Origin of the sequence: Pantoea sp. PSNIH1 (assembly GCF_007680655.1) — a bacterium.
Lineage (GTDB): Bacteria > Pseudomonadota > Gammaproteobacteria > Enterobacterales > Enterobacteriaceae > Pantoea > Pantoea eucrina.
Map to the genome: position 1 here is coordinate 966,951 of NZ_VEIP01000001.1, position 23,466 is coordinate 990,416.

The 23,466-nt window shown below is 58.5% G+C and carries 20 protein-coding genes; 13 read left to right on the top strand and 7 right to left on the bottom strand.

Features of this window, described 5'->3' with window-relative positions; all coding sequences use genetic code 11:
• Positions 1 to 14 precede the first annotated feature (14 nt).
• The 8 genes from rluE (at position 15) to FS690_RS04540 (ending at position 7,841) form a co-directional block, all read left to right on the top strand.
• Entirely contained in the window at positions 15 to 674 is a 660-nt protein-coding gene (gene rluE, locus FS690_RS04505) for a 23S rRNA pseudouridine(2457) synthase RluE (protein WP_113049438.1), read from the top strand.
• A gap of 27 nt (positions 675 to 701) precedes the next feature.
• A complete protein-coding gene (locus FS690_RS04510) occupies positions 702 to 1,175 on the top strand; it encodes an NUDIX domain-containing protein (protein ID WP_039383899.1) in 474 nt (157 codons plus the stop codon).
• A 40-nt stretch (positions 1,176 to 1,215) separates the two neighbouring features.
• Positions 1,216 to 2,328: a tRNA 2-thiouridine(34) synthase MnmA gene (gene mnmA / locus FS690_RS04515; protein ID WP_145339127.1), complete on the top strand. Its 1,113-nt coding sequence runs from the start codon at positions 1,216 to 1,218 to the stop codon at positions 2,326 to 2,328.
• Between the two features lie 34 nt (positions 2,329 to 2,362).
• Positions 2,363 to 3,004 (top strand): high frequency lysogenization protein HflD, encoded by a 642-nt coding sequence (gene hflD / locus FS690_RS04520; RefSeq protein WP_145339128.1) that lies wholly within the window; start codon positions 2,363 to 2,365, stop codon positions 3,002 to 3,004.
• A 44-nt stretch (positions 3,005 to 3,048) separates the two neighbouring features.
• Positions 3,049 to 4,419: an adenylosuccinate lyase gene (gene purB, locus FS690_RS04525; protein WP_039383895.1), complete on the top strand. Its 1,371-nt coding sequence runs from the start codon at positions 3,049 to 3,051 to the stop codon at positions 4,417 to 4,419.
• Between the two features lie 108 nt (positions 4,420 to 4,527).
• Positions 4,528 to 5,196 (top strand): two-component system response regulator PhoP, encoded by a 669-nt coding sequence (gene phoP, locus FS690_RS04530; RefSeq protein WP_039383893.1) that lies wholly within the window; start codon positions 4,528 to 4,530, stop codon positions 5,194 to 5,196.
• A gap of 4 nt (positions 5,197 to 5,200) precedes the next feature.
• The gene (phoQ, locus tag FS690_RS04535; RefSeq protein WP_071668747.1) at positions 5,201 to 6,661 is read left to right on the top strand and encodes a two-component system sensor histidine kinase PhoQ; all 1,461 of its coding nucleotides are present in this window, start codon (positions 5,201 to 5,203) and stop codon (positions 6,659 to 6,661) included.
• A gap of 58 nt (positions 6,662 to 6,719) precedes the next feature.
• Positions 6,720 to 7,841 (top strand): cupin domain-containing protein, encoded by a 1,122-nt coding sequence (locus FS690_RS04540; protein WP_094112135.1) that lies wholly within the window; start codon positions 6,720 to 6,722, stop codon positions 7,839 to 7,841.
• A gap of 43 nt (positions 7,842 to 7,884) precedes the next feature.
• Here FS690_RS04540 and pepT read toward each other — a convergent pair whose 3' ends face one another.
• Positions 7,885 to 9,114: a peptidase T gene (pepT, locus tag FS690_RS04545; protein ID WP_145339129.1), complete on the bottom strand. Its 1,230-nt coding sequence runs from the start codon at positions 9,112 to 9,114 to the stop codon at positions 7,885 to 7,887.
• A gap of 286 nt (positions 9,115 to 9,400) precedes the next feature.
• Here pepT and potA point away from each other — a divergent pair, with 286 nt between their 5' ends.
• The 4 genes from potA to potD are packed head-to-tail and all read left to right on the top strand — an operon-like array spanning position 9,401 to position 13,181.
• Entirely contained in the window at positions 9,401 to 10,516 is a 1,116-nt protein-coding gene (potA, locus tag FS690_RS04550; RefSeq protein WP_039383885.1) for a spermidine/putrescine ABC transporter ATP-binding protein PotA, read from the top strand.
• Positions 10,509 to 11,360: a spermidine/putrescine ABC transporter permease PotB gene (potB, locus tag FS690_RS04555; protein ID WP_186368977.1), complete on the top strand. Its 852-nt coding sequence runs from the start codon at positions 10,509 to 10,511 to the stop codon at positions 11,358 to 11,360. Before potA ends, potB begins: the two co-directional genes overlap by 8 nt.
• A complete protein-coding gene (potC, locus tag FS690_RS04560) occupies positions 11,357 to 12,130 on the top strand; it encodes a spermidine/putrescine ABC transporter permease PotC (RefSeq protein WP_108569256.1) in 774 nt (257 codons plus the stop codon). The genes potB and potC overlap by 4 nt, the downstream gene beginning before the upstream one ends.
• A 10-nt stretch (positions 12,131 to 12,140) precedes the next feature.
• A complete protein-coding gene (potD, locus tag FS690_RS04565) occupies positions 12,141 to 13,181 on the top strand; it encodes a spermidine/putrescine ABC transporter substrate-binding protein PotD (protein WP_071668744.1) in 1,041 nt (346 codons plus the stop codon).
• 32 nt (positions 13,182 to 13,213) lie between these two features.
• Here potD and cobB read toward each other — a convergent pair whose 3' ends face one another.
• The 4 genes from cobB to lolC form a co-directional block, all read right to left on the bottom strand.
• Positions 13,214 to 14,047 carry a Sir2 family NAD+-dependent deacetylase gene (gene cobB / locus FS690_RS04570; protein WP_071668743.1) on the bottom strand — a complete coding sequence of 278 codons (834 nt, stop codon included), beginning with the start codon at positions 14,045 to 14,047 and terminating at the stop codon, positions 13,214 to 13,216.
• 147 nt (positions 14,048 to 14,194) lie between these two features.
• Positions 14,195 to 15,439, bottom strand: a complete 1,245-nt coding sequence (gene lolE, locus FS690_RS04575; RefSeq protein ID WP_145339131.1) for a lipoprotein-releasing ABC transporter permease subunit LolE — start codon at positions 15,437 to 15,439, stop codon at positions 14,195 to 14,197.
• Positions 15,436 to 16,140, bottom strand: coding sequence for a lipoprotein-releasing ABC transporter ATP-binding protein LolD (gene lolD, locus FS690_RS04580; RefSeq protein ID WP_039383877.1), 705 nt, complete (start codon positions 16,138 to 16,140; stop codon positions 15,436 to 15,438). Before lolD ends, lolE begins: the two co-directional genes overlap by 4 nt.
• Positions 16,133 to 17,332, bottom strand: coding sequence for a lipoprotein-releasing ABC transporter permease subunit LolC (lolC, locus tag FS690_RS04585; protein WP_039383875.1), 1,200 nt, complete (start codon positions 17,330 to 17,332; stop codon positions 16,133 to 16,135). Before lolC ends, lolD begins: the two co-directional genes overlap by 8 nt.
• Before the next feature lie 378 nt (positions 17,333 to 17,710).
• Between lolC and mfd the strand changes: the two genes are divergently transcribed.
• On the top strand, positions 17,711 to 21,163 hold the full coding sequence (gene mfd, locus FS690_RS04590; protein WP_145339132.1) for a transcription-repair coupling factor: 3,453 nt from the start codon (positions 17,711 to 17,713) through the stop codon (positions 21,161 to 21,163).
• Positions 21,164 to 21,228: 65 nt separating this feature from the next.
• Here mfd and FS690_RS04595 read toward each other — a convergent pair whose 3' ends face one another.
• Together FS690_RS04595 and FS690_RS04600 are read right to left on the bottom strand one after the other, a co-directional pair.
• The gene (locus FS690_RS04595) at positions 21,229 to 21,771 is read right to left on the bottom strand and encodes a glycine zipper 2TM domain-containing protein (protein ID WP_145339133.1); all 543 of its coding nucleotides are present in this window, start codon (positions 21,769 to 21,771) and stop codon (positions 21,229 to 21,231) included.
• A gap of 289 nt (positions 21,772 to 22,060) precedes the next feature.
• Entirely contained in the window at positions 22,061 to 23,365 is a 1,305-nt protein-coding gene (locus FS690_RS04600; RefSeq protein ID WP_071668742.1) for an NAD(P)/FAD-dependent oxidoreductase, read from the bottom strand.
• Between the last annotated feature and the right edge of the window lie 101 nt (positions 23,366 to 23,466).

A 23,466-nucleotide genomic window follows, 5' to 3' on the forward strand; every position in this document is an offset into this window, starting at 1 on the left:
TTATAATGCGCCGAATGTTACTTACTGCAAAGCTCATGCGAAAAACATCTCAGAAAATTCACCCACCTAAACGCACCGCGGCGTCACGCCACGCTGCGCGCCGCCCGGCACGTCCGGCCGGCCCGCGCCGCGTGATTTTATTTAACAAACCCTTTGATGTGCTGCCGCAATTCAGCGACGACGCCGGGCGCCGCACGCTGAAAGACTTTATTCCGGTCAGCGACGTCTACGCGGCAGGCCGTCTGGATCGCGACAGTGAGGGGCTGATGCTGCTGACCAACGATGGCGCGCTGCAGGCGCAGCTTACTCAGCCCGGCAGGCGCACGGGGAAAATTTACTTTGTTCAGGTCGAGGGCGTGCCGCAGGAATCAGATTTATCCCGGCTGCGCAGCGGCGTTGAGCTTAACGACGGCATAACGCTGCCGGCGGGTATCGAAGCGGTCAGTGAGCCGGAGTGGCTATGGCCGCGCACGCCACCAGTGCGCGAACGCAAAACTATCCCCACCAGCTGGCTGAAAATCACCCTGTATGAAGGGCGCAACCGGCAGGTACGACGCATGACGGCGCATATCGGTTTCCCGACCCTGCGCCTGATTCGCTTTGCGCTGGGAGAGCATCAGCTTAATGGGCTTGCTCCCGGCGAGTGGCGCGATATCAGCGCTGAGTTTCAATAACCGCAGGTTAATCAGAGCGAGCGAACGATGTTTAAACCTCATGTAACCGTCGCCTGTCTGGTACAGGCGCAGGGTAAACTGCTGGTGGTTGAGGAGCGTGTCGCCGGACGCGTGACCTGGAATCAGCCAGCGGGCCATCTCGAAGCGGATGAGACGCTGCAGGAAGCGGCGCTGCGCGAGCTGTATGAAGAGACCGGCATCCACGCAGAGCTGCACTATTTTCTTGGCGTGCAGCAGTGGATTGCGCCGGATAATACACCTTTTGTGCGGTTTCTCTTTGGTGTTGATCTGCCAGCGCCGTGCGTGACCACGCCGCTCGACAGCGATATCGATTGCTGCTGGTGGCTAACACCCGAGCAAATTCTTACGTCCGATCAGCTACGTTCGCCGCTGGTCGCGGAGAGCGTGCGGCTGTGGCAACAGGGCGTGCGCTACCCGCTACAGCTGGTGGCGCCGTTTAACTGGCCGTTTCACAAGGGTGCGCATACCGTGACTCCATGATAGAATGCGCCGCCTGTTTTACTGTAATCAAGAGTGCGTCATGTCTGACAACAGCCAGAAAAAAGTAATCGTCGGAATGTCCGGCGGCGTCGATTCTTCCGTTTCCGCGTGGCTACTGCAGCAGCAGGGCTACGAGGTTGAAGGCCTGTTCATGAAGAACTGGGAGGAGGATGACGGCGAGGAGTATTGCACCGCCGCAGACGATCTGGCTGATGCACAAGCCGTGTGTGACAAGCTCGGCATAAAACTGCACAAAATTAATTTTGCCGCTGAGTACTGGGACAATGTGTTCGAGCATTTTCTCGACGAATATAAGGCGGGGCGCACGCCTAATCCCGATATTCTCTGCAATAAAGAGATCAAATTTAAAGCCTTTCTTGAGTTCGCTGCTGAAGACCTCGGCGCAGATTATATCGCGACCGGCCACTATGTGCGTCGGGCCGACGTGGCGGGCAAAAGCCAGCTGCTGCGCGGACTCGATGGCAATAAAGATCAGAGCTATTTCCTCTACACCCTGAGCCACCAGCAGATCGCCCAGAGCCTGTTTCCGGTCGGTGAACTGGAGAAGCCGGAAGTGCGCCGCATTGCCGAAGAGCTGGATCTGATTACCGCAAAGAAAAAAGATTCTACCGGCATCTGCTTTATCGGCGAGCGCAAGTTTCGCGATTTCCTCGGCCGTTACCTGCCTGCGCAACCGGGCGAAATTGAGACGGTCGAGGGTGAAATTGTCGGTGAGCATCAGGGGCTGATGTACCATACGCTCGGTCAGCGCAAAGGTCTGGGCATTGGCGGCCGCAAAGAGAGCAATGACGATCCCTGGTACGTGGTGGACAAAGATGTCGCACGTAACCGGCTGATTGTCGCCCAGGGCGGCGACCATCCGCGCCTGATGTCTGTGGGCCTGATTGCCCAGCAACTGCACTGGGTCGATCGTCAGCCGGTGACCTCCCCGCTGCGCTGCACGGTTAAAACCCGCTACCGCCAGAGTGACATCCCGTGTGAAATCCTGCCGCTTGGCGACGATCGCATCGAGGTGCGTTTCGATGAAGCGGTTGCAGCGGTGACGCCGGGCCAGTCTGCGGTGTTCTATCTGGATGACGTCTGTCTCGGTGGCGGTATTATTGAGCAGCGTCTGCCGCTGCCTGAGGCGTAAAACGGCGCCGCTGATTTTTCTGCAGGAGTAGAGCGTGGCTAAAAATTTTTATGATATTACGCTGGCGCTGGCGGGCATTTGCCAGGCCACACAGCTGACGCAGCAGCTGGCGCATCAGGGCCAGTGCGACAGCGCGGCGCTGCAGGTATCCATACGCAGCCTGCTTGATCTCAATCCCGCCTCCACGCTGGCGGTATATGGTAATGACGAAGCCAATCTGCGCACCGGTCTGGAGACCTTGATGGCAGTGCTGAACAGCGGCAGCCGTCAGGGTGCCAGTGCGGAAGTGACGCGCTACACGCTGGGTCTGATGGTGCTGGAGCGCAAGCTCAGCGGCAACAAAATCGCGCTGGCGGCGCTGGCACAGCGTATCGGCCAGCTCGATCGTCAGCTGGCGCACTACGGTCCCGAATCTGACACCATTACCAGCGCCATGGCGGGCATCTATGTCGATATCATCAGCCCGCTGGGCCCGCGCATTCAGGTTACCGGCTCACCGCAGGTGCTGCAAAATACTCAGGTACAGAACAAAGTACGCGCGGCGCTGCTGGCGGGGATCCGTTCAGCGGTGCTCTGGCAGCAGTGTGGCGGTGGCCGCCTGCAGCTGATGTTTTCGCGTCAGCGCCTGCTGAATGAAGCCAAAGCTATTTTATCCCGGCTGGGTCCGGCGTATTAAACGCTGCCCTGCCCTCATCTGTTAACGTTTCAGGAGTTGCACTGATGGAATTATCCTCTCTGACCGCCGTCTCACCCGTTGATGGCCGTTACGGCGATAAAGTCAGCCCGCTGCGCGCCATTTTCAGTGAGTTTGGTTTACTGAAATTCCGCGTGGAAGTGGAAGTTCGCTGGTTACAGAAACTGGCTGCGACCGCAGAGATCAGGGAAGTTCCTGCATTTGATGCTGACGCAAACGCTTTCCTTGACGCGATTGTCAGCAATTTTGATGAAACTGACGCTGCACGCATCAAAACCATAGAGCGCACTACGAATCACGATGTCAAAGCGGTTGAATACTTTCTGAAAGAGAAAGTGGCTGATGTGCCTGCGCTGCAGGCGGTCTCTGAGTTTATCCACTTCGCCTGCACCTCTGAAGATATCAATAACCTCTCCCATGCGCTGATGCTGGAAACCGCACGCCGCGACGTTATCACGCCCTACTGGCAGAAAATCATCGCTGCGGTGAAGGGACTGGCGCAGGAGTATCGCGATATTCCGCTGCTCTCCCGTACGCACGGCCAGCCCGCTACCCCTTCAACCATGGGCAAAGAGATGGCCAACGTCGCCTACCGCATGGAGCGGCAGCTGCGTCAGCTGGGCAACATTGAGGTGCTGGGCAAAATCAACGGCGCCGTCGGCAACTACAACGCGCACATCGCTGCTTATCCGGAAGCGGACTGGCATCAGATCAGCGAAGAGTTTGTCACCTCGCTTGGCATTACCTGGAACCCCTACACCACGCAGATTGAGCCGCACGACTACATTGCAGAGCTGTTTGACTGTATCGCGCGTTTCAACACTATCCTGATCGATTTTGATCGCGATATCTGGGGCTACGTTGCACTGAACCACTTCAAACAGAAAACCATCGCGGGCGAAATTGGCTCCTCAACGATGCCGCACAAGGTCAACCCTATCGACTTTGAAAACTCTGAGGGTAATTTAGGTCTGGCAAACGCGGTACTGCAGCACCTCGCCAGCAAGCTCCCGGTGTCACGCTGGCAGCGCGATCTCACCGACTCAACCGTTCTGCGCAACCTCGGCGTCGGCGTCGGCTATGCCCTGATTGCCTATCAGTCCACGCTGAAGGGCATCTCAAAACTGGAGGTGAACCGCGATCGCCTGCTGGATGAGCTGGATCACAACTGGGAAGTGCTTGCCGAGCCGATTCAGACCGTGATGCGCCGTTACGGGATTGAAAAACCCTACGAAAAGCTTAAAGAGCTGACGCGCGGCAAGCGCGTGGATGCGGCGGGCATGCAGGCCTTTATCGACAGCCTGGCGCTGCCGGAAGAGGAGAAAGTGCGCCTGAAGCAGATGACCCCGGCTAACTATCTGGGCCGCGCGGTGCAAATGGTCGATGACCTGAAGTAATTCCGCCTGCACAGGCGCGCACCGCGCGCCTGTTGCGTTGTTCTCTGGTTTAGCTCCCTTCACGTATACTCACTTTATTATCACTGAGTTTGCAGGTAAGGAAAAAGTATGCGTGTTCTGGTTGTGGAAGATAATGCTCTGCTGCGCCACCATCTCGCCGTTCAGCTGCGTGATATGGGGCATCAGGTTGATGCCGCTGAAGATGCGAAAGAAGCTGACTACTTTCTTCAGGAACATCTGCCTGACATTGCGCTGGTTGATCTTGGCCTGCCCGACGAAGATGGCATGTCGCTGATTCGCCGCTGGCGCAGCGACGCGGTGCGCCAGCCGATCCTGGTACTGACCGCACGCGAAGGCTGGCAGGCAAAAGTTGAAGCCCTGGAAGCTGGCGCGGACGACTACGTTACCAAGCCTTTTCATATTGAGGAGGTTGCTGCCCGCCTGCAGGCGCTGATGCGCCGCAATAGCGGCCACGCATCGCAGATCATCTCCCTGCCGCCGTTTCAGGTCGACCTGTCACGTCGCGAGCTGGCGGTGAACGACGTGCCGGTGAAGCTGACAGCATTTGAATATACGATTGCGGAAACGCTGATCCGCAACGCGGGTAAAGTGGTCAGCAAAGATTCGCTGATGCTGCAGCTCTATCCTGACGCTGAACTGCGCGAAAGCCATACCATCGATGTGCTGATGGGCCGCCTGCGCAAGAAAATCCTTGCACTGCATCCGACCGAAGTGATCAACACGGTACGCGGTCAGGGCTACCGTTTCGATCTCTGACGCCATGAACTGGTTTCGCCAGCTGCGCCCGCTCTCGCTCCGTACCCGCTTTCTGCTGGCGACTGCCGCCGTGGTCCTGTTTATCTCTCTCTCCTATGGCATGGTCGCGGTTATCGGCTATGTCGTGAGTTTCGATAAAAATACCTACCGCGTGCTGCGCGGTGAAAGTAACCTCTTTTTCACTCTGGCGCAGTGGCAGGATAACAAACTCACCATCGCGCAGCCGGAGCGCATGACGCTGAATTTCCCGACGCTGGTCTTTATCTACGATGAGCGCGGCAAGCTGCTGTGGCAGCAGCGCGACGTGCCGGAGATCCGGGAAAAAATTCAGCCCGAGTGGCTGCTGAAGCCTGACTTTTATGAAATTGACACCAGCAACCGCACCAGCCTGACGGCATTAGGCGATAACATTCAGGCGCAGCAGCAGCTGCACGCGCTGGACAGCAACAGTAACGACACCTTTACCCATTCGGTTGCGGTGAATCGCTACGATGCGACAGTCAACCTGCCGGCGATGACCATTGTGGTGGTGGATTCCATCCCGCAAGAGCTGCAGCACTCAGACGTAGTCTGGTCATGGTTCAGCTATGTGCTGGCGGCTAACCTGCTGCTGGTGATCCCGCTGCTCTGGCTGGCCGCTCACTGGAGCCTGCGCCCGATTGGCGATCTCACCGCGCAGGTGCGCGAGCTGGAGACCGGTCAGCGGGAAAACCTGGGCGACAACCCGCCGCAGGAGCTGAAAAGCCTGGTGCGCAACCTTAACCTGCTGCTGACCAACGAGCGTCAGCGCTATACCCGCTACCGCACCACGCTCTCAGATTTAACCCACAGCCTGAAAACACCGCTGGCAGTGCTGCAGAGTACGCTGCGATCGCTGCGCAACGGCAAATCACTCACCATCGAACAGGCGGAGCCGGTGATGCTGGAGCAGATCAGCCGTATTTCACAGCAGACGGGTTACTATCTGCATCGCGCCAGCATGCAGGCCGACCACAATCCGCTGCAGCGTGATTTTCACTCGGTTTCCGCCCTGCTCGACAGCCTCTGCTCTGCGCTCAACAAGGTTTACCAGCGCAAGGGCGTGGAGATCACGCTCGACATTCCCCCCGAGCTGGTGTTTGTCGGCGATCAGAACGATTTTATGGAAGTGCTCGGCAACGTACTCGATAACGCCTGTAAATATTGCCTGGAGTTTATTGAAGTCAGCACGCGCCAGACTGACCAGGCGCTGCATCTGTTTATCGACGATGACGGGCCGGGTATTCCTGAAAGCAAGCGCGATCTGATTTTTGTCCGCGGCCAGCGGGCCGATACGCTGCGGCCGGGACAGGGGCTGGGGCTGGCGGTGGTGCGGGATATTCTTGAACAGTATGCCGGAACCGTCAGCGCCTCTGCCAGCCCGCTGGGCGGCACGCGCATGGAAGTGGTGTTCAGGCGGCAGGAAGTTACACATCACCGCGAGTAGAACCGGCTGCGGACTGTTATACTTGCCAGCAATTATTGCTGCAACCGGAACGCTTCGTATGGATTATCAGCTCGATATCAACCAGACCGACTTTATTCAGCGCTACTGGCAGAAACGCCCGGTCGTGCTTAAGCGCGGCTTCAAAAATTTCGTGGATCCCCTCTCGCCGGATGAGCTGGCGGGACTGGCGATGGAAAATGAGGTGGACAGCCGCCTCGTCAGCCACCATAACGACAAATGGCAGGTCAGCCACGGCCCGTTTGAGAGCTATGACCATCTGGGTGAAAGCAACTGGTCGCTGCTGGTTCAGGCGGTTAACCACTGGCATGAGGGCTCTGCTGCCCTGATGCGCCCGTTCCGCTTTCTGCCCGACTGGCGCATCGACGATCTGATGATCTCGTTTTCAGTCCCGGGCGGCGGCGTGGGTCCGCATTTCGACCAGTATGATGTCTTTATCATTCAGGGTACCGGCCGCCGGCGCTGGCGCGTGGGTGAAAAGGTCCCGATGAAACAGCACTGCCCGCATCCCGATTTGCTGCAGGTTGCGCCGTTTGACGCCATTATCGATGAAGAGCTGGAGCCGGGCGATATTCTCTACATTCCGCCGGGCTTCCCGCACGAGGGCTACTCGCTGGAAAATGCGCTCAACTATTCAGTCGGGTTCCGGGCGCCAAATGGCCGCGAGCTGATCAGCGGCTTTGCTGATTATATGCTGGCTCATGAGCTGGGCAGCTATCGCTACAGCGATCCGGAAGTACCTTCACGCAGCTGCCCGTCGCAGATCCTGCCTTCTGAAGTTGAAGGCATTCGTCAGGTTATGCTGGATGTGATCAACCAGCCGGAGCAGTTCAGCCAGTGGTTTGGCGAATTTATTTCGCAGTCGCGCCATGAGCTGGACGTGGCGCCACCGGAGCCGCCGTATCAGCCGGATGAGATTTACGATGCGCTGCAGCAGGGTGACACGCTGACGCGGCTTGGCGGCCTGCGCGTACTGACGCTGGGTGATGCCGTCTATGTTAATGGCGAGCAGATCACCAGCCAGCATCCGCAGGTACTGGCCGCGCTGGCGCACCAGCATGAACTAGCTCTGGCAGATTTTGGTGACGCGCTGGATGACCCGTCACTGCTGGCGCAGCTGGCCGGTCTGGTAAACAGCGGCTACTGGTTCTTCGCTGATTAAAACCATGCGCCTCTCCCGCTTCCGGGAGAGGCGCTCTTCTGCGTTATGTCCGCTTCTCTGCCGCCAGCGCAGAGAGCCGCACAATCACTTCTGTCGCTTTTTGCATCACATTCAGTGAGGCAAACTCATGTTTGCCGTGGTAGTTATAGCCACCGGTAAAGATATTCGGACAGGGCAGCCCTTTCCACGACAGCGCGGAACCGTCAGTGCCGCCACGGATCGGCTTCACGTCAGGCTCAATGCCGCAGTCGCGCATCGCCTGCAGCGCCAGCTCAATAATATGCGGATGCGGCTCCACTTTTTCGCGCATATTGCGATAGCTGTCGCTGATCTCGACTTTAACCGAACATTCGCTCTGCAGCCCTTTGCCCACCCGCTGTCCGATGTTCTCCAGCAGCTGTTTGCGCTGTTCATAGCTGTCTGCATCAAAATCGCGGATCAGATACATCAGCTCAGCGTGCTCCACCGTGCCTTTGATAGAGTGCAGATGGAAAAAGCCTTCGTAGCCGTCGGTAAACTGCGGCTTCTCCTGAGCAGGCAGCTCGGCGTGGAAGCGCATCGCCAGATCCAGCGCATTCACCATGACATTCTTTGCGCTGCCGGGATGAACGTTATTCCCGGTGATATAGACCATCGCAGTTGCGGCGTTGAAGTTCTCAAACTCAAACTCGCCGAGACCGCTGCCATCCATGGTGTAAGCCCAGTCAGCCGCAAACCCTTCCACGTCGAAGTGCGACGTGCCGCGGCCGATCTCCTCATCCGGCGTAAAGGCAACCCGGATAGCGCCGTGCGGCACGTTACCCTTTGCCAGCTCCGCCATCGCCGTCATAATCTCCGCAATGCCCGCTTTATCATCCGCACCCAGCAGCGTTTTGCCGTCGGTCGTGATCAACGTATGTCCGGTCAGCTTATGCAGCACCGGGAACATCACCGGCGACAGCACTTCATCCCCGTTACCCAGCGCAATGTCGCCGCCGCGATAGTTCTCCACGATCTGCGGATTGACGTTTTTCGCCGTGTAGTCGGGCGAGGTATCCATATGAGAAATAAAGCCGATAACCGGCACTGGCCAGTCGACGTTGGCCGGCAGCGTACCCATTACGCAGCAGTGGTCGCTCAGCGATACATCGACAAAGCCCAGTGCAATCAGCTCTTCCTGCAGCTGACGCGCCAGGATCCACTGCCCCTCACTGCTCGGCACCTGCCGCGCCTGCGGTTTAGCCTGCGTCTCTATCGCTACGTAGCGCAGAAAGCGTTCCAGTAACTGTTCCATCCGTTATCCCCCTGTTTAAGCCGGTGTTATTATTGCGGCGGCAGCTGCCCGCCGTGTTGCGCGATATCACTCTTCTTTAGGTTAGCCTGCCTGCCATAGCGTGTACCAGGTAAATTATTGCCGGCTGGCCTGTCACGCACAGTTCAGTAGTTTGCCCTCTTTTCCAGGTAATTCAGCGGTAAATTATGGCATTAGATAAATTTTCAGGTATTATCCCGCCTTCACTACGGCTCGCTGTCGCCGGCAGCGAGCCGCTATCCTGATCCCTTCAGACTGAGTGACTAAAATGACGCAAACATGCGCACAACAGGCGCTGGTTACGCTTTCTGGCATCAGTAAAGCTTTCGATGGGAAAACCATCATCTCTGATTTCAACCTGCATATCGGACACGGAGAGTTTATTACTCTGCTGGGCCCGTCAGGCTGCGGGAAAACCACCATTCTGCGCCTGCTTGCCGGACTGGAAACCACCGACAGCGGCCGCATCACGCTGGATGGCAGCGATATTACCGATACGCCCGCCGAGCAGCGTCATATCAATACTGTGTTTCAGAGCTACGCGCTGTTTCCGCATATGTCCGTGTTTGAGAACGTCGCATTCGGTCTGCGCATGCAGAAGCGCCCCGCCGGTGAGATCGTTCAGCGCGTTAATGAAGCGCTGGCCATGGTGCAGCTGGAGAGTTTCGCCGACCGGCGCCCGCATCAGCTTTCAGGGGGACAGCAGCAGCGGGTCGCTATCGCCCGCGCCGTGGTTAACCAGCCAAAAGTCCTGCTGCTGGATGAGTCTCTCTCGGCGCTGGATTATAAGCTGCGTCGTCAGATGCAGAACGAGCTGAAAGCGCTGCAGCGCAAACTGGGCATCACCTTTGTTTTTGTCACCCACGATCAGGAAGAGGCGCTCTCTATGTCAGATCGTATCGTGGTGATGCGCGACGGTCGCATTGAGCAGGATGGCACGCCGCGTGAAATTTATGAAGAGCCGGGCAACCTGTTTGTGGCGCGTTTTATCGGTGAAATCAACGTCTTTGACGCCGAGGTGATCGCGTGCGACCGCGCGCCCACCATCCGCGCGCGCGTTGAAGGCATCGCCTGCGATCTGCACTGCCCGTTTCCGGTAGCGCCCGGTGATAAACTGCACGTGCTGCTGCGCCCGGAAGATCTGCGCGTTGAAGAGATTGCTCATGACAGCCGCAGCGAGTATCTGACCGGTTTTGTTCGCGACCGCAGCTATAAAGGCATGACCCTGGAGTCCTCGGTGGAGCTGGAGAACGGCAAGCTGCTGACGGTCAGTGAATTCTTCAACGAAGATGACCCCGATTTTGACCACTCGCTGAATCAAAAAATGGCCATCCGCTGGGTGCCGGACTGGGAGGTGGTACTGCCCTATGAAACTGATGCGTAATCGTCTGCAGAAAGCGATTGTTGCCCTGATTGTCAGCTGGCTGACGCTGTTTGTGCTGCTGCCCAATCTGATGATTATCGTCACCAGCTTTCTGACGCGCGAGGATGCGCACTTTGTCAGCATGGTACTGACCTTTGATAACTACCGCCGCCTGCTCGACCCGCTCTATGCCAGCGTGCTGCTGCATTCACTGAATATGGCGTTTATCGCCACCCTGTGCTGTCTGCTGCTGGGCTATCCGTTTGCCTGGTGCCTGACCCGCCTCTCGCCGCGGCTGCGTCCGCTGATGCTGTTTTTGCTGATTGTCCCCTTCTGGACCAACTCGCTGATCCGCATCTATGGGCTGAAGATCTTTCTCAGCACCCGCGGCTGGCTGAACGACTTTCTGCTCTGGCTCGGCGTAACAGATAAGCCCTTTCGCATCATGTTCACCTCTGAAGCGGTGATTCTGGGGTTAATCTATATCCTGCTGCCGTTTATGGTACTGCCGCTTTACTCCAGCCTGGAGAAGCTTGACCGATCGTATCTTGAAGCGGCGCGCGATCTCGGTGCCAGTAAGCTGCAGACGTTTGTACGCATTATTCTGCCGCTGACTCTGCCCGGCATTGTCGCGGGCTCCCTGCTGGTATTTATCCCGGCGATGGGCATGTTTTACGTTGCCGACCTTATGGGCGGCGCCAGAAATCTGCTGATCGGAAATATTATCAAAAGCCAGTTCCTGAACATTCGCGACTGGCCCTCTGGCGCAGCCACCAGCGTGGTGATGACGCTGCTGATGGGCATTATGCTGCTGTTTTACTGGCGGGCGGCGCGGCTGCTGAATAACCGTATGGATCTCTCATGATGGCGCGTCTGCTACGCGGCGGCTTTATGGCCGCAATCTATGCCTGGTTCTATATTCCGATGATTATCCTGATCGTGAACTCCTTCAACGCCTCGCGCTTTGGCATTAACTGGCAGGGATTCAGCACGCGCTGGTATCAGCTGCTGCTGAACAACGACAGTCTGATTCAGGCAGCGCAGCACTCACTTATCATGGGTGTGATCTCCGCAACCTGCGCCACGCTGATTGGCGCGCTTACGGCCGTCGCGCTCTACCGTTACCGTTTTCGCGGTAAGCCCTTTGTCAGCGGGATGCTGTTTGTGGTGATGATGTCGCCGGATATTGTTATGGCGATCTCCCTGCTGGTGCTGTTTATGCTGCTGGGGATCTCGCTCGGCTTCTGGTCGCTGCTGTTTTCGCATATCACCTTCTGCCTGCCTTTTGTGGTGATCACCGTTTACTCGAGGCTGAAAGGGTTTGATGTGCGCATGCTGGAGGCGGCAAAAGATCTCGGTGCCAGTGAAGTGACGATTCTGCGTAAAATTCTGCTGCCGCTGGCGATGCCGGCCGTGGCAGCGGGCTGGCTGCTGAGTTTTACCCTCTCTATGGATGATGTGGTGGTCTCATCATTCGTTACCGGGCCGGGTTTCGAAATCCTGCCGCTGAAGATCTACTCCATGGTGAAAGTTGGTGTTTCACCCGAGGTGAACGCGCTGGCGACGATCCTGCTGCTGCTGTCGCTGCTGCTGGTGGCGATCAGTCAGCTACTGCTCCGTGATAAAACCCAATAGAGGATACCCCATGAAAAAACACGCTTGCTGGCTGATAGCGGGAGCGATGGCGCTGTGTATGCAGAGCGCGCAGGCTGACAATAAAACGCTCTACTTCTATAACTGGACAGAGTATGTGCCGCCGGGTCTGCTGGAGCAGTTTACCAAAGAGACCGGGATCAAAGTGATCTACTCCACCTATGAATCCAATGAGAGCATGTACGCCAAGCTGAAAACCTGGAAAGATGGCGCTTACGATCTGGTGGTGCCTTCGACCTATTTTGTCGCCAAAATGCGCAATGAGGGGATGCTGCAGAAGATCGATAAATCGCAGCTGAGCAACTTTAAGAATCTCGATCCCGACCTGCTCAACAAGCCGTTCGATCCCGATAACGACTACTCCATTCCCTATATCTGGGGCGCGACCGCTATCGGTGTCAACAGCGATGAGATCGATCCTAAAACGATCACCCGCTGGGCCGACCTCTGGAAGCCGGAATATAAGCAGAGTCTGCTGCTGACGGACGATGCGCGCGAAGTGTTCCAGGTGGCGCTGCGCAAGCTCGGTTATTCCGGCAACACGCAGGACCCGGCGCAGATCGCTGCCGCGTCAGAAGAGCTGAAAAAGCTGATGCCGAACGTGCTGGCGTTTAACTCCGATAATCCGGGCAACCCGTTTATGGAGGGCGAAGTCAACGTCGGTATGATCTGGAACGGCTCCGCTTACGTGGCGCGTCAGGCGGGCACGCCGCTGAGCATTGTCTGGCCGGAAGAAGGCGGCATTTTCTGGATGGATAACCTGGCGATCCCGGCCAATGCGAAAAACCGGGAGGGGGCGCTGAAGCTGATTAACTTCCTGCTGCGCCCCGATGTGGCAGCTCAGGTGGCGGAAACCATCGGTTACCCGACGCCAAATCTGGCGGCAAAAAAGCTGCTGCCTGCGGCCGTTGCGCAGGATCCGTCACTCTATCCGCCTGCTGACGTCATCAGAAAAGGCGAGTGGCAGAATGATGTCGGAGCCGCCAGCATACAGTATGAAACGCTGTTTCAGCAGCTGAAAGCGGGCCGCTGAAAGGCGTATCGGGCGCCGCACAGGCGCCCGGTTTAGTGCTCCAGGCTCTGCAGCAGGCGCTGCACAAACGCCGGTACCTCTTCGCTCGCCAGGCCATATTTTCCTTCGGCAAACTCATTGCCCACCTGACTTGGCTCCAGGTTCAGCTCAACCGTATGCGCGCCCTGCAGCGTGGCTTCATGTACAAATCCGGCGGCAGGATAGACATGGCCTGAGGTGCCGATGGCGATAAACAGATCCACCTGCTGCATCGCCTCATAGATCTCTTCCATGCCGAGCGGCATTTCGCCGAACCACACCACGTGCGGCCGCAGCCGCGCCGGAAACTGGCAGCAGGTGCAGCGATCGTCGGCGGTCACGTCGCGATGCCACGCCACCACCTGGCCACTCTCCTCACAGCGCACTTTCAGCAGTTCGCCATGCATATGCAGCACGCGCTGGCTGCCGGCACGCTCGTGCAGATTATCGATGTTCTGTGTGACCAGCAGAAAGTTATCGCCCAGCGCCTGTTCCAGCTCTGCCAGCGCCAGATGTGCGGCGTTAGGCTGGATCTCCGGCTGCTGCAGCTGCTGGCGGCGGATATTATAAAAGCGCTGCACCAGCGCCGGATCGCGGCGAAAGCCCTCCGGCGTAGCAACATCTTCAATACGATGTTCTTCCCACAGGCCGTCGGAGGCGCGAAAAGTACGAATGCCCGATTCAGCAGAGATGCCGGCACCGGTCAGTACCACCACGCGCGGCAGCGGATGCGCGGCGAGTTCAGCGCTGCGATCGCGCTCAAAGATGCGCTGGCGAAAGCGCTGATGCACTTTACGGCGGTTTTTCCGGTCGCGGGCGAGCCTCAGGCGGCGGCGCTGTATGCGCATAAAAACTCCTTGATCTGCGGCGCAGTACGCCGTGTTTCGGGTGTTGTAGTGGGCAATGCTGTCCCGGTAATAGCGACTGCGTGGCGACACCGCCGTACGCAGGCGCTGAAACCGGACGCAGCCGCCGGAGCGGCTGCGTCAGGGCGGTTACTGACCGCTCAGCACGCGGGCCGGATCGAGGCGGCTGGCGCGTCGCGCCGGGTACCAGCTGGCGATCAGGCTCAGCACGATAGCGGTTACCAGTACAATGACAACATCCAGCCAGTGCAGTTCCGACGGCAGAAAGTCGATAAAATAGATATCGCCTGCCAGCAGCGTATGCCCGGTCAGATGTTCGATGCCGCGCATCACCGGCGTCAGGTTCAGCGCCACCAGCACACCGGTGACAACGCCGCTGACGCTGCCCAGCAGGCCCGCCAGCAGCCCGTACCAGATAAAGATAGCGCGGATAAGCCCATCTTTCGCCCCCAGGGTACGCAGTACGGCAATGTCTGCGCTCTTATCTTTAACTGCCATCACCAGCGTGGAAACGATATTGAAACAGGCGACGCCAATCACCAGCACCATCGCCAGATACATAATGGCGCGGATCATCTGGATATCGCGATACATATAGCCGTAGGTGCCAATCCAGCTTTTGATATAAACATAGGCGTGGGCTACCTCACCGGCCGTGCGCACCAGCTTTTGCGCCTGAAACGGATCGCTCATCTTCAGTGCGATACCGCTGACGCTGTCGCCCAGGCCCAGATAGCGCTGCGCATCCGCCAGCGGAACCAGCGCCAGGCTGTGATCGAGCATGCCGCTCAGCTGAAGAATACCGCTGACCTGCAGCCGGATGCGCTTTGGCTGCTGCAGCTTATTATCCGCGCTGCTGTTAGGGATCATGATGGTGATCCAGCTGCCCTGCTTCACGTTCAGTGATTTGGCGATACCGCCGCCCAAAATAATCTGCTGCCTGCCGGCGGCAAACTGTGCCCAGGCGTCGCCGGCGACAAACTGCGGCAGTGCGCTGAGACGCGACTCCTGCTGCGGATCAACCCCTTTGACCTGCAGCGCCTGTAGCCTGGCGCCGCTCTCAATCAATCCGGTAAAATTAACGTAGGGGGCCGCCGCCGCGATGCCGGGCACCTGCTCAATCGGGGCGATCAGAGATTGCCAGTCGCGCAGCGGCCCTTCGACCGGCTCAATTTCACCATGCGGAACGACAGCCAGAATGCGGTTATTCAGCTCACGCTCAAAACCGTTCATGGCGCTGAGGCCGATGATCAGTACCGCCACGCCCAGCGCAATTCCCACGGTGGAGATCACTGAAATCAGCGATACCATGCCGCCGCGCCGCCGGCCCCGGCTGAAACGCAGCCCCAGCAATAGCGAGAGTGAAGAGGTCATGCCTCTGCTCCCAGCGTCAGGCGATCGCTCAGCTGTCCGTCACGCATCTCCATCTGCCGCGTCAGCCGTTTTGCCAGCTGCAGATCGTGAGTCACCACCAGAAACGCCGTGCCCTGACGCACGTTAAGCTCGCCCAGCAGTTCAAATATCGCGTCGGCGTTGCGCGCATCGAGATTGCCGGTGGGCTCATCCGCCATCACCAGACGTGGACGGTTAACCAGCGCCCGGGCAATCGCCACGCGCTGACGCTCGCCGCCTGAGAGCTCAGAAGGACGATGCGCGGCGCGCTTCTCCAGCCCGACCGCCGCCAGCATTTCGCGGGCGCGACTCTCAGCTTCCGCTTTGGCGGTTTTGCCAATCAGCAGCGGCATCGCCACGTTCTCCAGCGCGCTGAAGTCAGGCAGCAGGTGATGGAACTGATAGATAAAGCCCAGTTCGCGGTTGCGCAGCTCCGCTTTTGCGGCGGCGCTCATGCCATTAAGCGAGCGGCCATCAAACACCACGTCGCCCGAGGTCGGCGCATCCAGCCCGCCCAGCAGATGCAGGAGCGTACTTTTACCAGAGCCGGAGCTGCCGACAATCGCCGCCAGCTCGCCGGGCTGCAGGCTGAAAGCCACGTTGCGCAGCACGTCGGTCTGCACGCTGCCTTCCTGATAGCGTTTGCACAGGTCGCGACACTGCAACAAAGGGGTATTACTCATAACGTAAAGCCTCAGCGGGTTGAACGGCGGCAGCGCGCCAGGAGGGGTAAAGGGTTGAGAGCAGCGCAACCGTCATTGAAATCAGGGCGATCATCACCACCTGCCAGGGATTGATGTCCACCGGCAGCGCCGCGCCATCGAGAAACAGGCCAATGACCGGCATCAGCGTGTTCAGCTGGCTGGCAAGCAGCACGCCAAGCAGCGCCCCCAGCAGCGCGCCAATAATACCGGCACTCGCGCCCTGCACCATAAAGACCGCGACAATCTGCCGCCGGGTTAAGCCCTGCGTCTGCAGAATCGCCACTTCGCCCTGCTTCTCCATAATCAGCAGACCCAGCGAGGTGATGATATTGAACGCCGCTACGGCGATAATCAGACTCAGCAGCAGCCCCATCATATTTTTTTCCATGCGTACGGCCTGGAAAAGATCGCCTTTGCGCTCGCGCCAGTCTTTCCACACCGTGCCCTGCGGCAGCGGCTGGGTACTCAGCGTATCCACGCTCAGCGGCTTTTCCAGCCAGAGCCGCCAGCCGGTGATGCTGCCTGCCGGATAGCGCATAACGCGCGATGCATCCTGCTGATTAACGAGGATCTGGTAACCATCTACCTCACTATTTGCCGCGTAAGTCCCGGCAACGGTAAAGATGCGCTGGCTGGGCAGGCGCCCGACCGGCGTAAACTGGCTGACCGAAGGCACCATCAGACGCAGCGCGTCGCCCCGCTTCACGCCGAGCTGTGCGGCGAGCTGCTCACCGAGGATCACATTATATTTGCCCGCCTGCAGCACCTGCTGCTGCGTGTTAACCAGGTAAGGCGTGAGCGGATCGGGTTCGTCCGGATTAACCCCCAGCATCACGCCGACCGAGACGTTGTGCGCACTCTGCAGCACCACATCGGCCGTGGTCAGGGGAGCAACGCGCGTGACGCCCTGCAGCTTCAGGCTGTCAGCCGGCAGCTGCTGCGGATCGATACTGCCTTTGTCACTGGTAATGAGCGCCTGCGGCATCAGCCCCAGGATATTCCCCTCCAGCTCACGCTCAAAGCCGTTCATCACCGACAGCACGGTCACCAGCGCCATTACGCCCAGGGTAATACCGATAGTTGAGAGCCAGGAGACGAAGCGACCGAAGCGGTCTGAAGCCCGTCCACGCATGTAGCGTAAACCGATAAATAGCGCAACTGGTTGATACATGAGTTCCGTTCTGGCCATTGCCTGATAATAAGGTAGAGGGATGATAATGGAGCCGCCTGCTTTATGAAACCTCTAACCCACTGAGTGATGAGCGAAGTTGCATCAAAATGCGTCCCTGCCGCGCCACAGGAGAGATTTCTTTCGCCGCAACGGTTCTGCCCCGCCGTGCGGCCGGATAAAAGCTGTACGAACGGTTGCCGCTGGCGGCGCGCGCATACCATCACTGGCATATCGGGACTATTATATCTGTCAGGCTGATAGCGCGGAGTCGCTGTCGCTCCCTTCCGGCCTGCCTGCGGGCACAATGGAGAGATGATCATCAGGGCGGTTTATGGAATGATGACGCCCTGAAATACAAGGAGAGCACGTCGAGACCCTATGTCGGAACAGCACCGTTATACCCTGCCTGCCAAAGCAGGAGACCATCGTCAGCTCGGCCAGCTGGTCGGCGCCGCACAGGCGGTTGAATGCGCCAGTATCACCGAACGCCATCAGGGTCCGGTGTTGATGATCACCCCGGATATGCAGTCCGCGCTGCGGCTGCAGGAGGAGATCCGTCAGTTTACCGACCTGCCGGTGATTAATCTGCCGGACTGGGAAACGCTGCCCTACGACAGCTTTTCGCCCCATCAGGATATTATTTCAGCGCGCCTCTCTACGCTTTACCAGCTGCCGATGCTGGCTCGCGGCATGCTGATTCTGCCGGTCAATACGCTGATGCAGCGCGTCTGCCCGCACAGCTTCCTGCACGGGCACGCGCTGGTGATGCAGCAGGGACAAAAACTGTCCCGCGACGCGCTGCGCGATCAGCTGGAACAGGCGGGTTACCGCCACGTCGATCAGGTGATGGAGCATGGCGAATACGCCACGCGCGGTGCCCTGCTCGATCTCTTCCCGATGGGCAGCGACCAGCCCTATCGCATCGACTTTTTTGATGATGAAATTGACAGCCTGCGCCTGTTCGACGTCGACAGCCAGCGCACGCTGGAGTCAGTGGATGCGATTAATCTCCTGCCGGCGCACGAATTTCCTACGGACAAAGCGGCGATTGAGCTGTTTCGCACCCGCTGGCGCGAGATTTTCGACGTGCGCCGCGAGCCGGAGCATATCTATCAGCAGGTCAGTAAAGGCACGCTGCCCTCCGGCATCGAATACTGGCAGCCGCTGTTTTTTGAGCAGCCGCTGCCCACGCTGTTCAGCTACCTGCCCGCCAGCACGCTGGTGCTGAACAGCGGCGATCTGGCTGGCAGCGCGGAGCGCTTCTGGCAGGATGCGCACGCACGCTTTGAAAACCGGCGCATCGACCCGATGCGCCCGCTGCTGGAGCCGGCCACGCTCTGGCTGCGGCCCGATGCGCTGCTCAGCGAACTGAAAGCCTGGCCGCGCATGCAGCTCACGGCAGAAACGCTGCCGGAAAAAGCCGCCAATACCAACCTGGCCTATGAACCGCTGCCGGAACTGACCGTGCAGGCCCAGGCGAAAGCACCACTCGACCTGCTGCGCCAGTTTCTGGAGCAGTTCAGCGGCCAGGTTATTTTCTCGGTAGAGAGCGAAGGCCGCCGGGAAAGTCTGCAGGAGCTGCTGGCGCGCATTAAGCTACGCCCTCAGCCGGTTGAACACTTCAGCGAAGCAGCGGCTCAGCCTTACAGCCTGATGATTGGCGCCAGCGAGCGTGGCTTTATTGATACGCTGCGCAATCGCGCGCTGATCTGTGAAAGCGATTTGCTGGGCGAGCGCGTCAGCCGTCGCCGGCAGGATAATCGCCGCACCATCAATCCGGACGTGCTGATCCGCAACCTGGCGGAGCTGCATCCGGGGCAGCCGGTGGTGCATCTGGAGCACGGCGTCGGACGTTATATCGGACTCACCACACTGGAGGCTGGCGGGATTGTGGCGGAGTACCTGATGCTCTCCTACGCCGGCGACGCCAAGCTTTATGTACCGGTCTCCTCACTGCATCTGATCAGCCGCTACGCCGGTGGCGCCGATGAAAATGCGCCGCTGCACAAGCTGGGCAGCGACGCCTGGTCACGCGCGCGGCAGAAAGCGGCGGAAAAGGTACGCGACGTGGCGGCGGAGCTGCTGGATATCTACGCCCAGCGTGCTGCGAAAAGCGGCTACGCCTTTAAGCACGATCGCGAGCAGTATCGGCTGTTCTGCGAGGGCTTCCCGTTTGAAACCACGCCGGATCAGGCGCAGGCAATTAACGCCGTGCTGAGTGATATGTGCCAGCCGCTGGCCATGGATCGCCTGGTGTGTGGCGACGTGGGCTTTGGTAAAACGGAAGTGGCGATGCGCGCGGCGTTTCTGGCCGTGGAGAACACCAAGCAGGTGGCGGTACTGGTTCCCACCACCCTGCTGGCGCAGCAGCACTATGACAACTTCCGCGATCGCTTTGCCAACTGGCCGGTGCGTATCGAGATGCTGTCACGCTTCCGCAGCGCGAAAGAGCAGGCACAGGTGCTGGAGCAGGCGAGCGAAGGCAAAATCGATATTCTGATCGGCACGCACAAACTGCTGATGAGCGATCTCAAATGGCGCGACCTCGGGCTGCTGATTGTGGATGAAGAGCACCGCTTTGGCGTGCGGCACAAAGAGCGCATCAAGGCGATGCGCGCCGACGTTGATATCCTGACGCTGACCGCTACGCCTATTCCGCGTACGCTGAATATGGCGATGAGCGGCATGCGCGATCTGTCGATTATCGCCACGCCGCCTGCCCGTCGCCTGGCGGTGAAAACCTTTGTGCGCGAATATGACAGCCTGGTGGTGCGCGAAGCGATTCTGCGCGAGGTGCTGCGCGGTGGTCAGGTTTACTACCTCTATAACGACGTGGAAAACATTGAGAAAGCGGCGCAGCGGCTGGCGGATCTGGTGCCGGAAGCGCGTATCGCGATTGGTCACGGCCAGATGCGCGAGCGCGATCTGGAGCGGGTAATGAACGATTTCCATCATCAGCGTTTTAATGTACTGGTCTGTACCACCATCATTGAAACCGGTATCGATGTACCCAGCGCCAACACCATCATCATTGAACGTGCCGATCACTTTGGTCTGGCGCAGCTGCACCAGCTGCGCGGGCGCGTTGGCCGCTCGCACCATCAGGCCTACGCCTGGCTGCTGACACCGCACCCGAAAGCGATGACCACCGATGCCCAGAAGCGGCTGGAGGCGATCGCCTCGCTGGAAGATTTAGGCGCCGGCTTTGCGCTGGCGACGCACGATCTTGAAATCCGCGGCGCCGGTGAGCTGCTGGGCGAGGATCAGAGCGGTCAGATGGAGAGCATCGGCTTTACGCTCTATATGGAGCTGCTGGAAAATGCGGTGGATGCTCTGAAAGCGGGACGCGAGCCGTCGCTGGAAGATCTCACCAGCAATCAGACCGAGATTGAACTGCGGATGCCGGCGCTGCTGCCCGACGATTTCATTCCCGATGTCAGCACCCGTCTTTCACTCTATAAGCGGGTTGCCAGCGCCGCCGACGAGCAGGATCTGGCTGAACTGCGGGTAGAGATGATTGACCGCTTTGGCAAACTGCCTGACGCCGCGCGCAATCTGCTGGATATCGCTGCGCTGCGCCTGGCCGCGCGCGAGCTGGGCGTGCGCAAAATTGAAGCCAGTGACAAAGGCGGCTTCTTTGAGTTTGCCCCGCAGAACCAGATCGATCCCGGCTGGCTGATTAGCCTGCTGCAGAAAGATCCGGCACAGTGGAAGCTGGATGGCCCGACGCGGCTGCGCTTCACGCGCGATCTGGCTGAACGCAAGCTGCGCATGGAGTGGGTTCAGGAGTTTATCACCGAACTGGCAAAGCACCGGCTGCCGGCGGGCTGATGCAAAAGAAAAAAGCGCCTTACGGCGCTTTTTTATCTGGTTTGCTGTGAAATAGCTTTGCCCAATCAGGCCTGATTCGAATTCAGGATGAGCTGACCGTTGCGATCAAGCGGGATGCGGGTGCCAGGGTCATTCTCCATACGGATTTTGCCCTGCTGGTCGCCTATTTTATAGGTCACATCATAACCCAGCATCTTTTCCTGTTTACTGTATACCGTTCTGCAGCGCTGTTCGCTGGTGGTGTAGGTGTCCCGCTCCTGCAGAGCGCCCTGCACCTGATTACCGCCGTAGCCGCCGGCCAGCGCACCCGCTACGGTAGCCACATCGCGACCGCGACCGCCGCCGAACTGATGACCCAGCACGCCGCCCGCGACGGCACCCAGCACCGAACCGGCAATGCGGTTCTCATCCTGTACCAGACGACGGTGCGTCAGCGTAACGTTACGGCACTCCTGACGCGGCTGTTTGATACTCTCTTTAATCGGGGTGGCTGACAGCACCTGAGCAAATTGCGGACCGCGATCAAACACGTTCATGCTGGCGACCGCCGCCACGCCCAGCGCTGCTGCTACGCCGATTCCGATACCCGCAAGCATTGATTTATTCACAGGAATATCCTCCTGACAGTGTTACCGCGCATTCCCGTCGCTACAGGCTGTAGCGGAGGCATAACCGGCGTGCGCGCCGCGCCGTGTTCCTGAAGATAAGTTTTGCAGATGGTCCGGAATTGCAACATCAGATTAATGGAGGAAACGCAGCGTAAGCGCAGCAGGGCCAGCTTTTAGGAGAGTTCCGAGCCGCAGATTCGGGGCGGGTAATGTTGCGGTGAACTGATGATTATCAGCAGCTTATTGCGGGCTAAGCGGGAGCGGGCGACACTGTGTCGCCCGCTATTGATTAGTGCAGTTTAAGTCGCGGACGCAGTACGCGGTTCAGACTGCCAACCAGCATCATCAGGCCGGTCTTGAAGTATCCATGGAGCGCAATCTGGTGCATACGATACAGAGAGATGTAGACAAAGCGCGCAATGCGCCCTTCCACCATCATTGAGCCGCGCATCAGGTTACCCATCAGACTGCCCACGGTGGTAAAGCGCGACAGCGAAACCAGCGAGCCGTGATCTTTATAAACGTACGCTTTCAGCGGCTTGCCTTTACGCTGTGCGAGGATGTTATCCAGCACCCGTGACGCCATCTGATGCGCCGACTGCGCGCGCGGCGGCACGAAGCCGCCACCTGGCAGCGCACAGGAGGCGCAGTCGCCGAGCGCGTAGATATTTTCATCGCGCGTGGTCTGCAGCGTCTCTTTTACCACCAGCTGGTTAATCCGGTTAGTCTCCAGGCCGCCGATCTCTTTCATAAAGTCAGGCGCTTTGATGCCTGCTGCCCACACCATCAGATCGGCAGCAATATACTCACCCTCTTTGGTGTTAAGCCCTTTCGCATCGGCGCTGGTCACCATGGTCTGCGTCAGAACGCGTACGCCCAGTTTGGTCAGCTCCTGATGGGCCGCCGCAGAGATGCGCGGTGGCAGCGCAGGCAGAATGCGCTCACCCGCTTCCACCAGCGTGACGTTGAGCGCGCTGCTGTCGAGACCTTTGTAGCCGTAGCTGTGCAGCTGCTTCACCGCATTGTAGAGTTCAGCGGAGAGCTCCACGCCGGTGGCGCCGCCGCCAACAATGGCGATATTCACTTTCTGCAATTCGCCTTCGCTGGCGGAAAAACGCAGGAACTGATTCAGCATCTCATTATGGAAGCGACGCGCCTGATGCGGATTGTCGAGGAAGATGCAGTGATCTTTCACGCCCGGCGTACCAAAATCGTTGGACGTACTGCCCAGCGCCACCACCAGACGATCCCACGCCAGCTCACGCTGCGGCACCAGAATCTCACCCTGAGCGTCGCGGATTTCTGCCAGTTCAATGGTTTTGCGGTCGCGGTGGATCTGCGTCAGCGATCCCAGCTGAAACTGAAAGCCGTGGTTACGGGCGTGAGCCAGATAGCTCAGCGCGTCAATGCCCTCATCCATAGAGCCGGTCGCCACCTCATGCAGCAGCGGTTTCCAGAGATGACTGTGGTTGCGGTCAACCAGAATAATCTCCGCTTTTTTGCTGCGCCCCAGCTTATGCCCCAGCTGCGTTGCCAGCTCCAGGCCACCGGCGCCTCCGCCAATAATGACGATCTTTTCCATGGTTGTAGTCAATGCAGACCCCCTCAAAGTTGTAAACCAAAAGTTAATTAATGGTTAAATAAAACCTTAATAAACATAGGGTTGGCGATTTTTAATCGCGCGCTGAGGGCAGA

What these genes read in the sequence shown, in the direction of transcription:
- lolC (WP_039383875.1), bottom strand. Translation starts at nt 17,332, where the DNA reads ATGTATCAACCAGTTGCGCTATTTATCGGTTTACGCTACATGCGTGGA.
- mfd (WP_145339132.1), top strand. Translation starts at nt 17,711, where the DNA reads ATGTCGGAACAGCACCGTTATACCCTGCCTGCCAAAGCAGGAGACCAT.
- pepT (WP_145339129.1), bottom strand. Translation starts at nt 9,114, where the DNA reads ATGGAACAGTTACTGGAACGCTTTCTGCGCTACGTAGCGATAGAGACG.
- cobB (WP_071668743.1), bottom strand. Translation starts at nt 14,047, where the DNA reads ATGCGCATACAGCGCCGCCGCCTGAGGCTCGCCCGCGACCGGAAAAAC.
- mnmA (WP_145339127.1), top strand. Translation starts at nt 1,216, where the DNA reads ATGTCTGACAACAGCCAGAAAAAAGTAATCGTCGGAATGTCCGGCGGC.
- phoQ (WP_071668747.1), top strand. Translation starts at nt 5,201, where the DNA reads ATGAACTGGTTTCGCCAGCTGCGCCCGCTCTCGCTCCGTACCCGCTTT.
- lolE (WP_145339131.1), bottom strand. Translation starts at nt 15,439, where the DNA reads ATGACCTCTTCACTCTCGCTATTGCTGGGGCTGCGTTTCAGCCGGGGC.
- rluE (WP_113049438.1), top strand. Translation starts at nt 15, where the DNA reads ATGTTACTTACTGCAAAGCTCATGCGAAAAACATCTCAGAAAATTCAC.
- FS690_RS04540 (WP_094112135.1), top strand. Translation starts at nt 6,720, where the DNA reads ATGGATTATCAGCTCGATATCAACCAGACCGACTTTATTCAGCGCTAC.
- phoP (WP_039383893.1), top strand. Translation starts at nt 4,528, where the DNA reads ATGCGTGTTCTGGTTGTGGAAGATAATGCTCTGCTGCGCCACCATCTC.
- potD (WP_071668744.1), top strand. Translation starts at nt 12,141, where the DNA reads ATGAAAAAACACGCTTGCTGGCTGATAGCGGGAGCGATGGCGCTGTGT.
- potA (WP_039383885.1), top strand. Translation starts at nt 9,401, where the DNA reads ATGACGCAAACATGCGCACAACAGGCGCTGGTTACGCTTTCTGGCATC.
- potC (WP_108569256.1), top strand. Translation starts at nt 11,357, where the DNA reads ATGATGGCGCGTCTGCTACGCGGCGGCTTTATGGCCGCAATCTATGCC.
- purB (WP_039383895.1), top strand. Translation starts at nt 3,049, where the DNA reads ATGGAATTATCCTCTCTGACCGCCGTCTCACCCGTTGATGGCCGTTAC.
- potB (WP_186368977.1), top strand. Translation starts at nt 10,509, where the DNA reads ATGCGTAATCGTCTGCAGAAAGCGATTGTTGCCCTGATTGTCAGCTGG.
- lolD (WP_039383877.1), bottom strand. Translation starts at nt 16,140, where the DNA reads ATGAGTAATACCCCTTTGTTGCAGTGTCGCGACCTGTGCAAACGCTAT.
- FS690_RS04510 (WP_039383899.1), top strand. Translation starts at nt 702, where the DNA reads ATGTTTAAACCTCATGTAACCGTCGCCTGTCTGGTACAGGCGCAGGGT.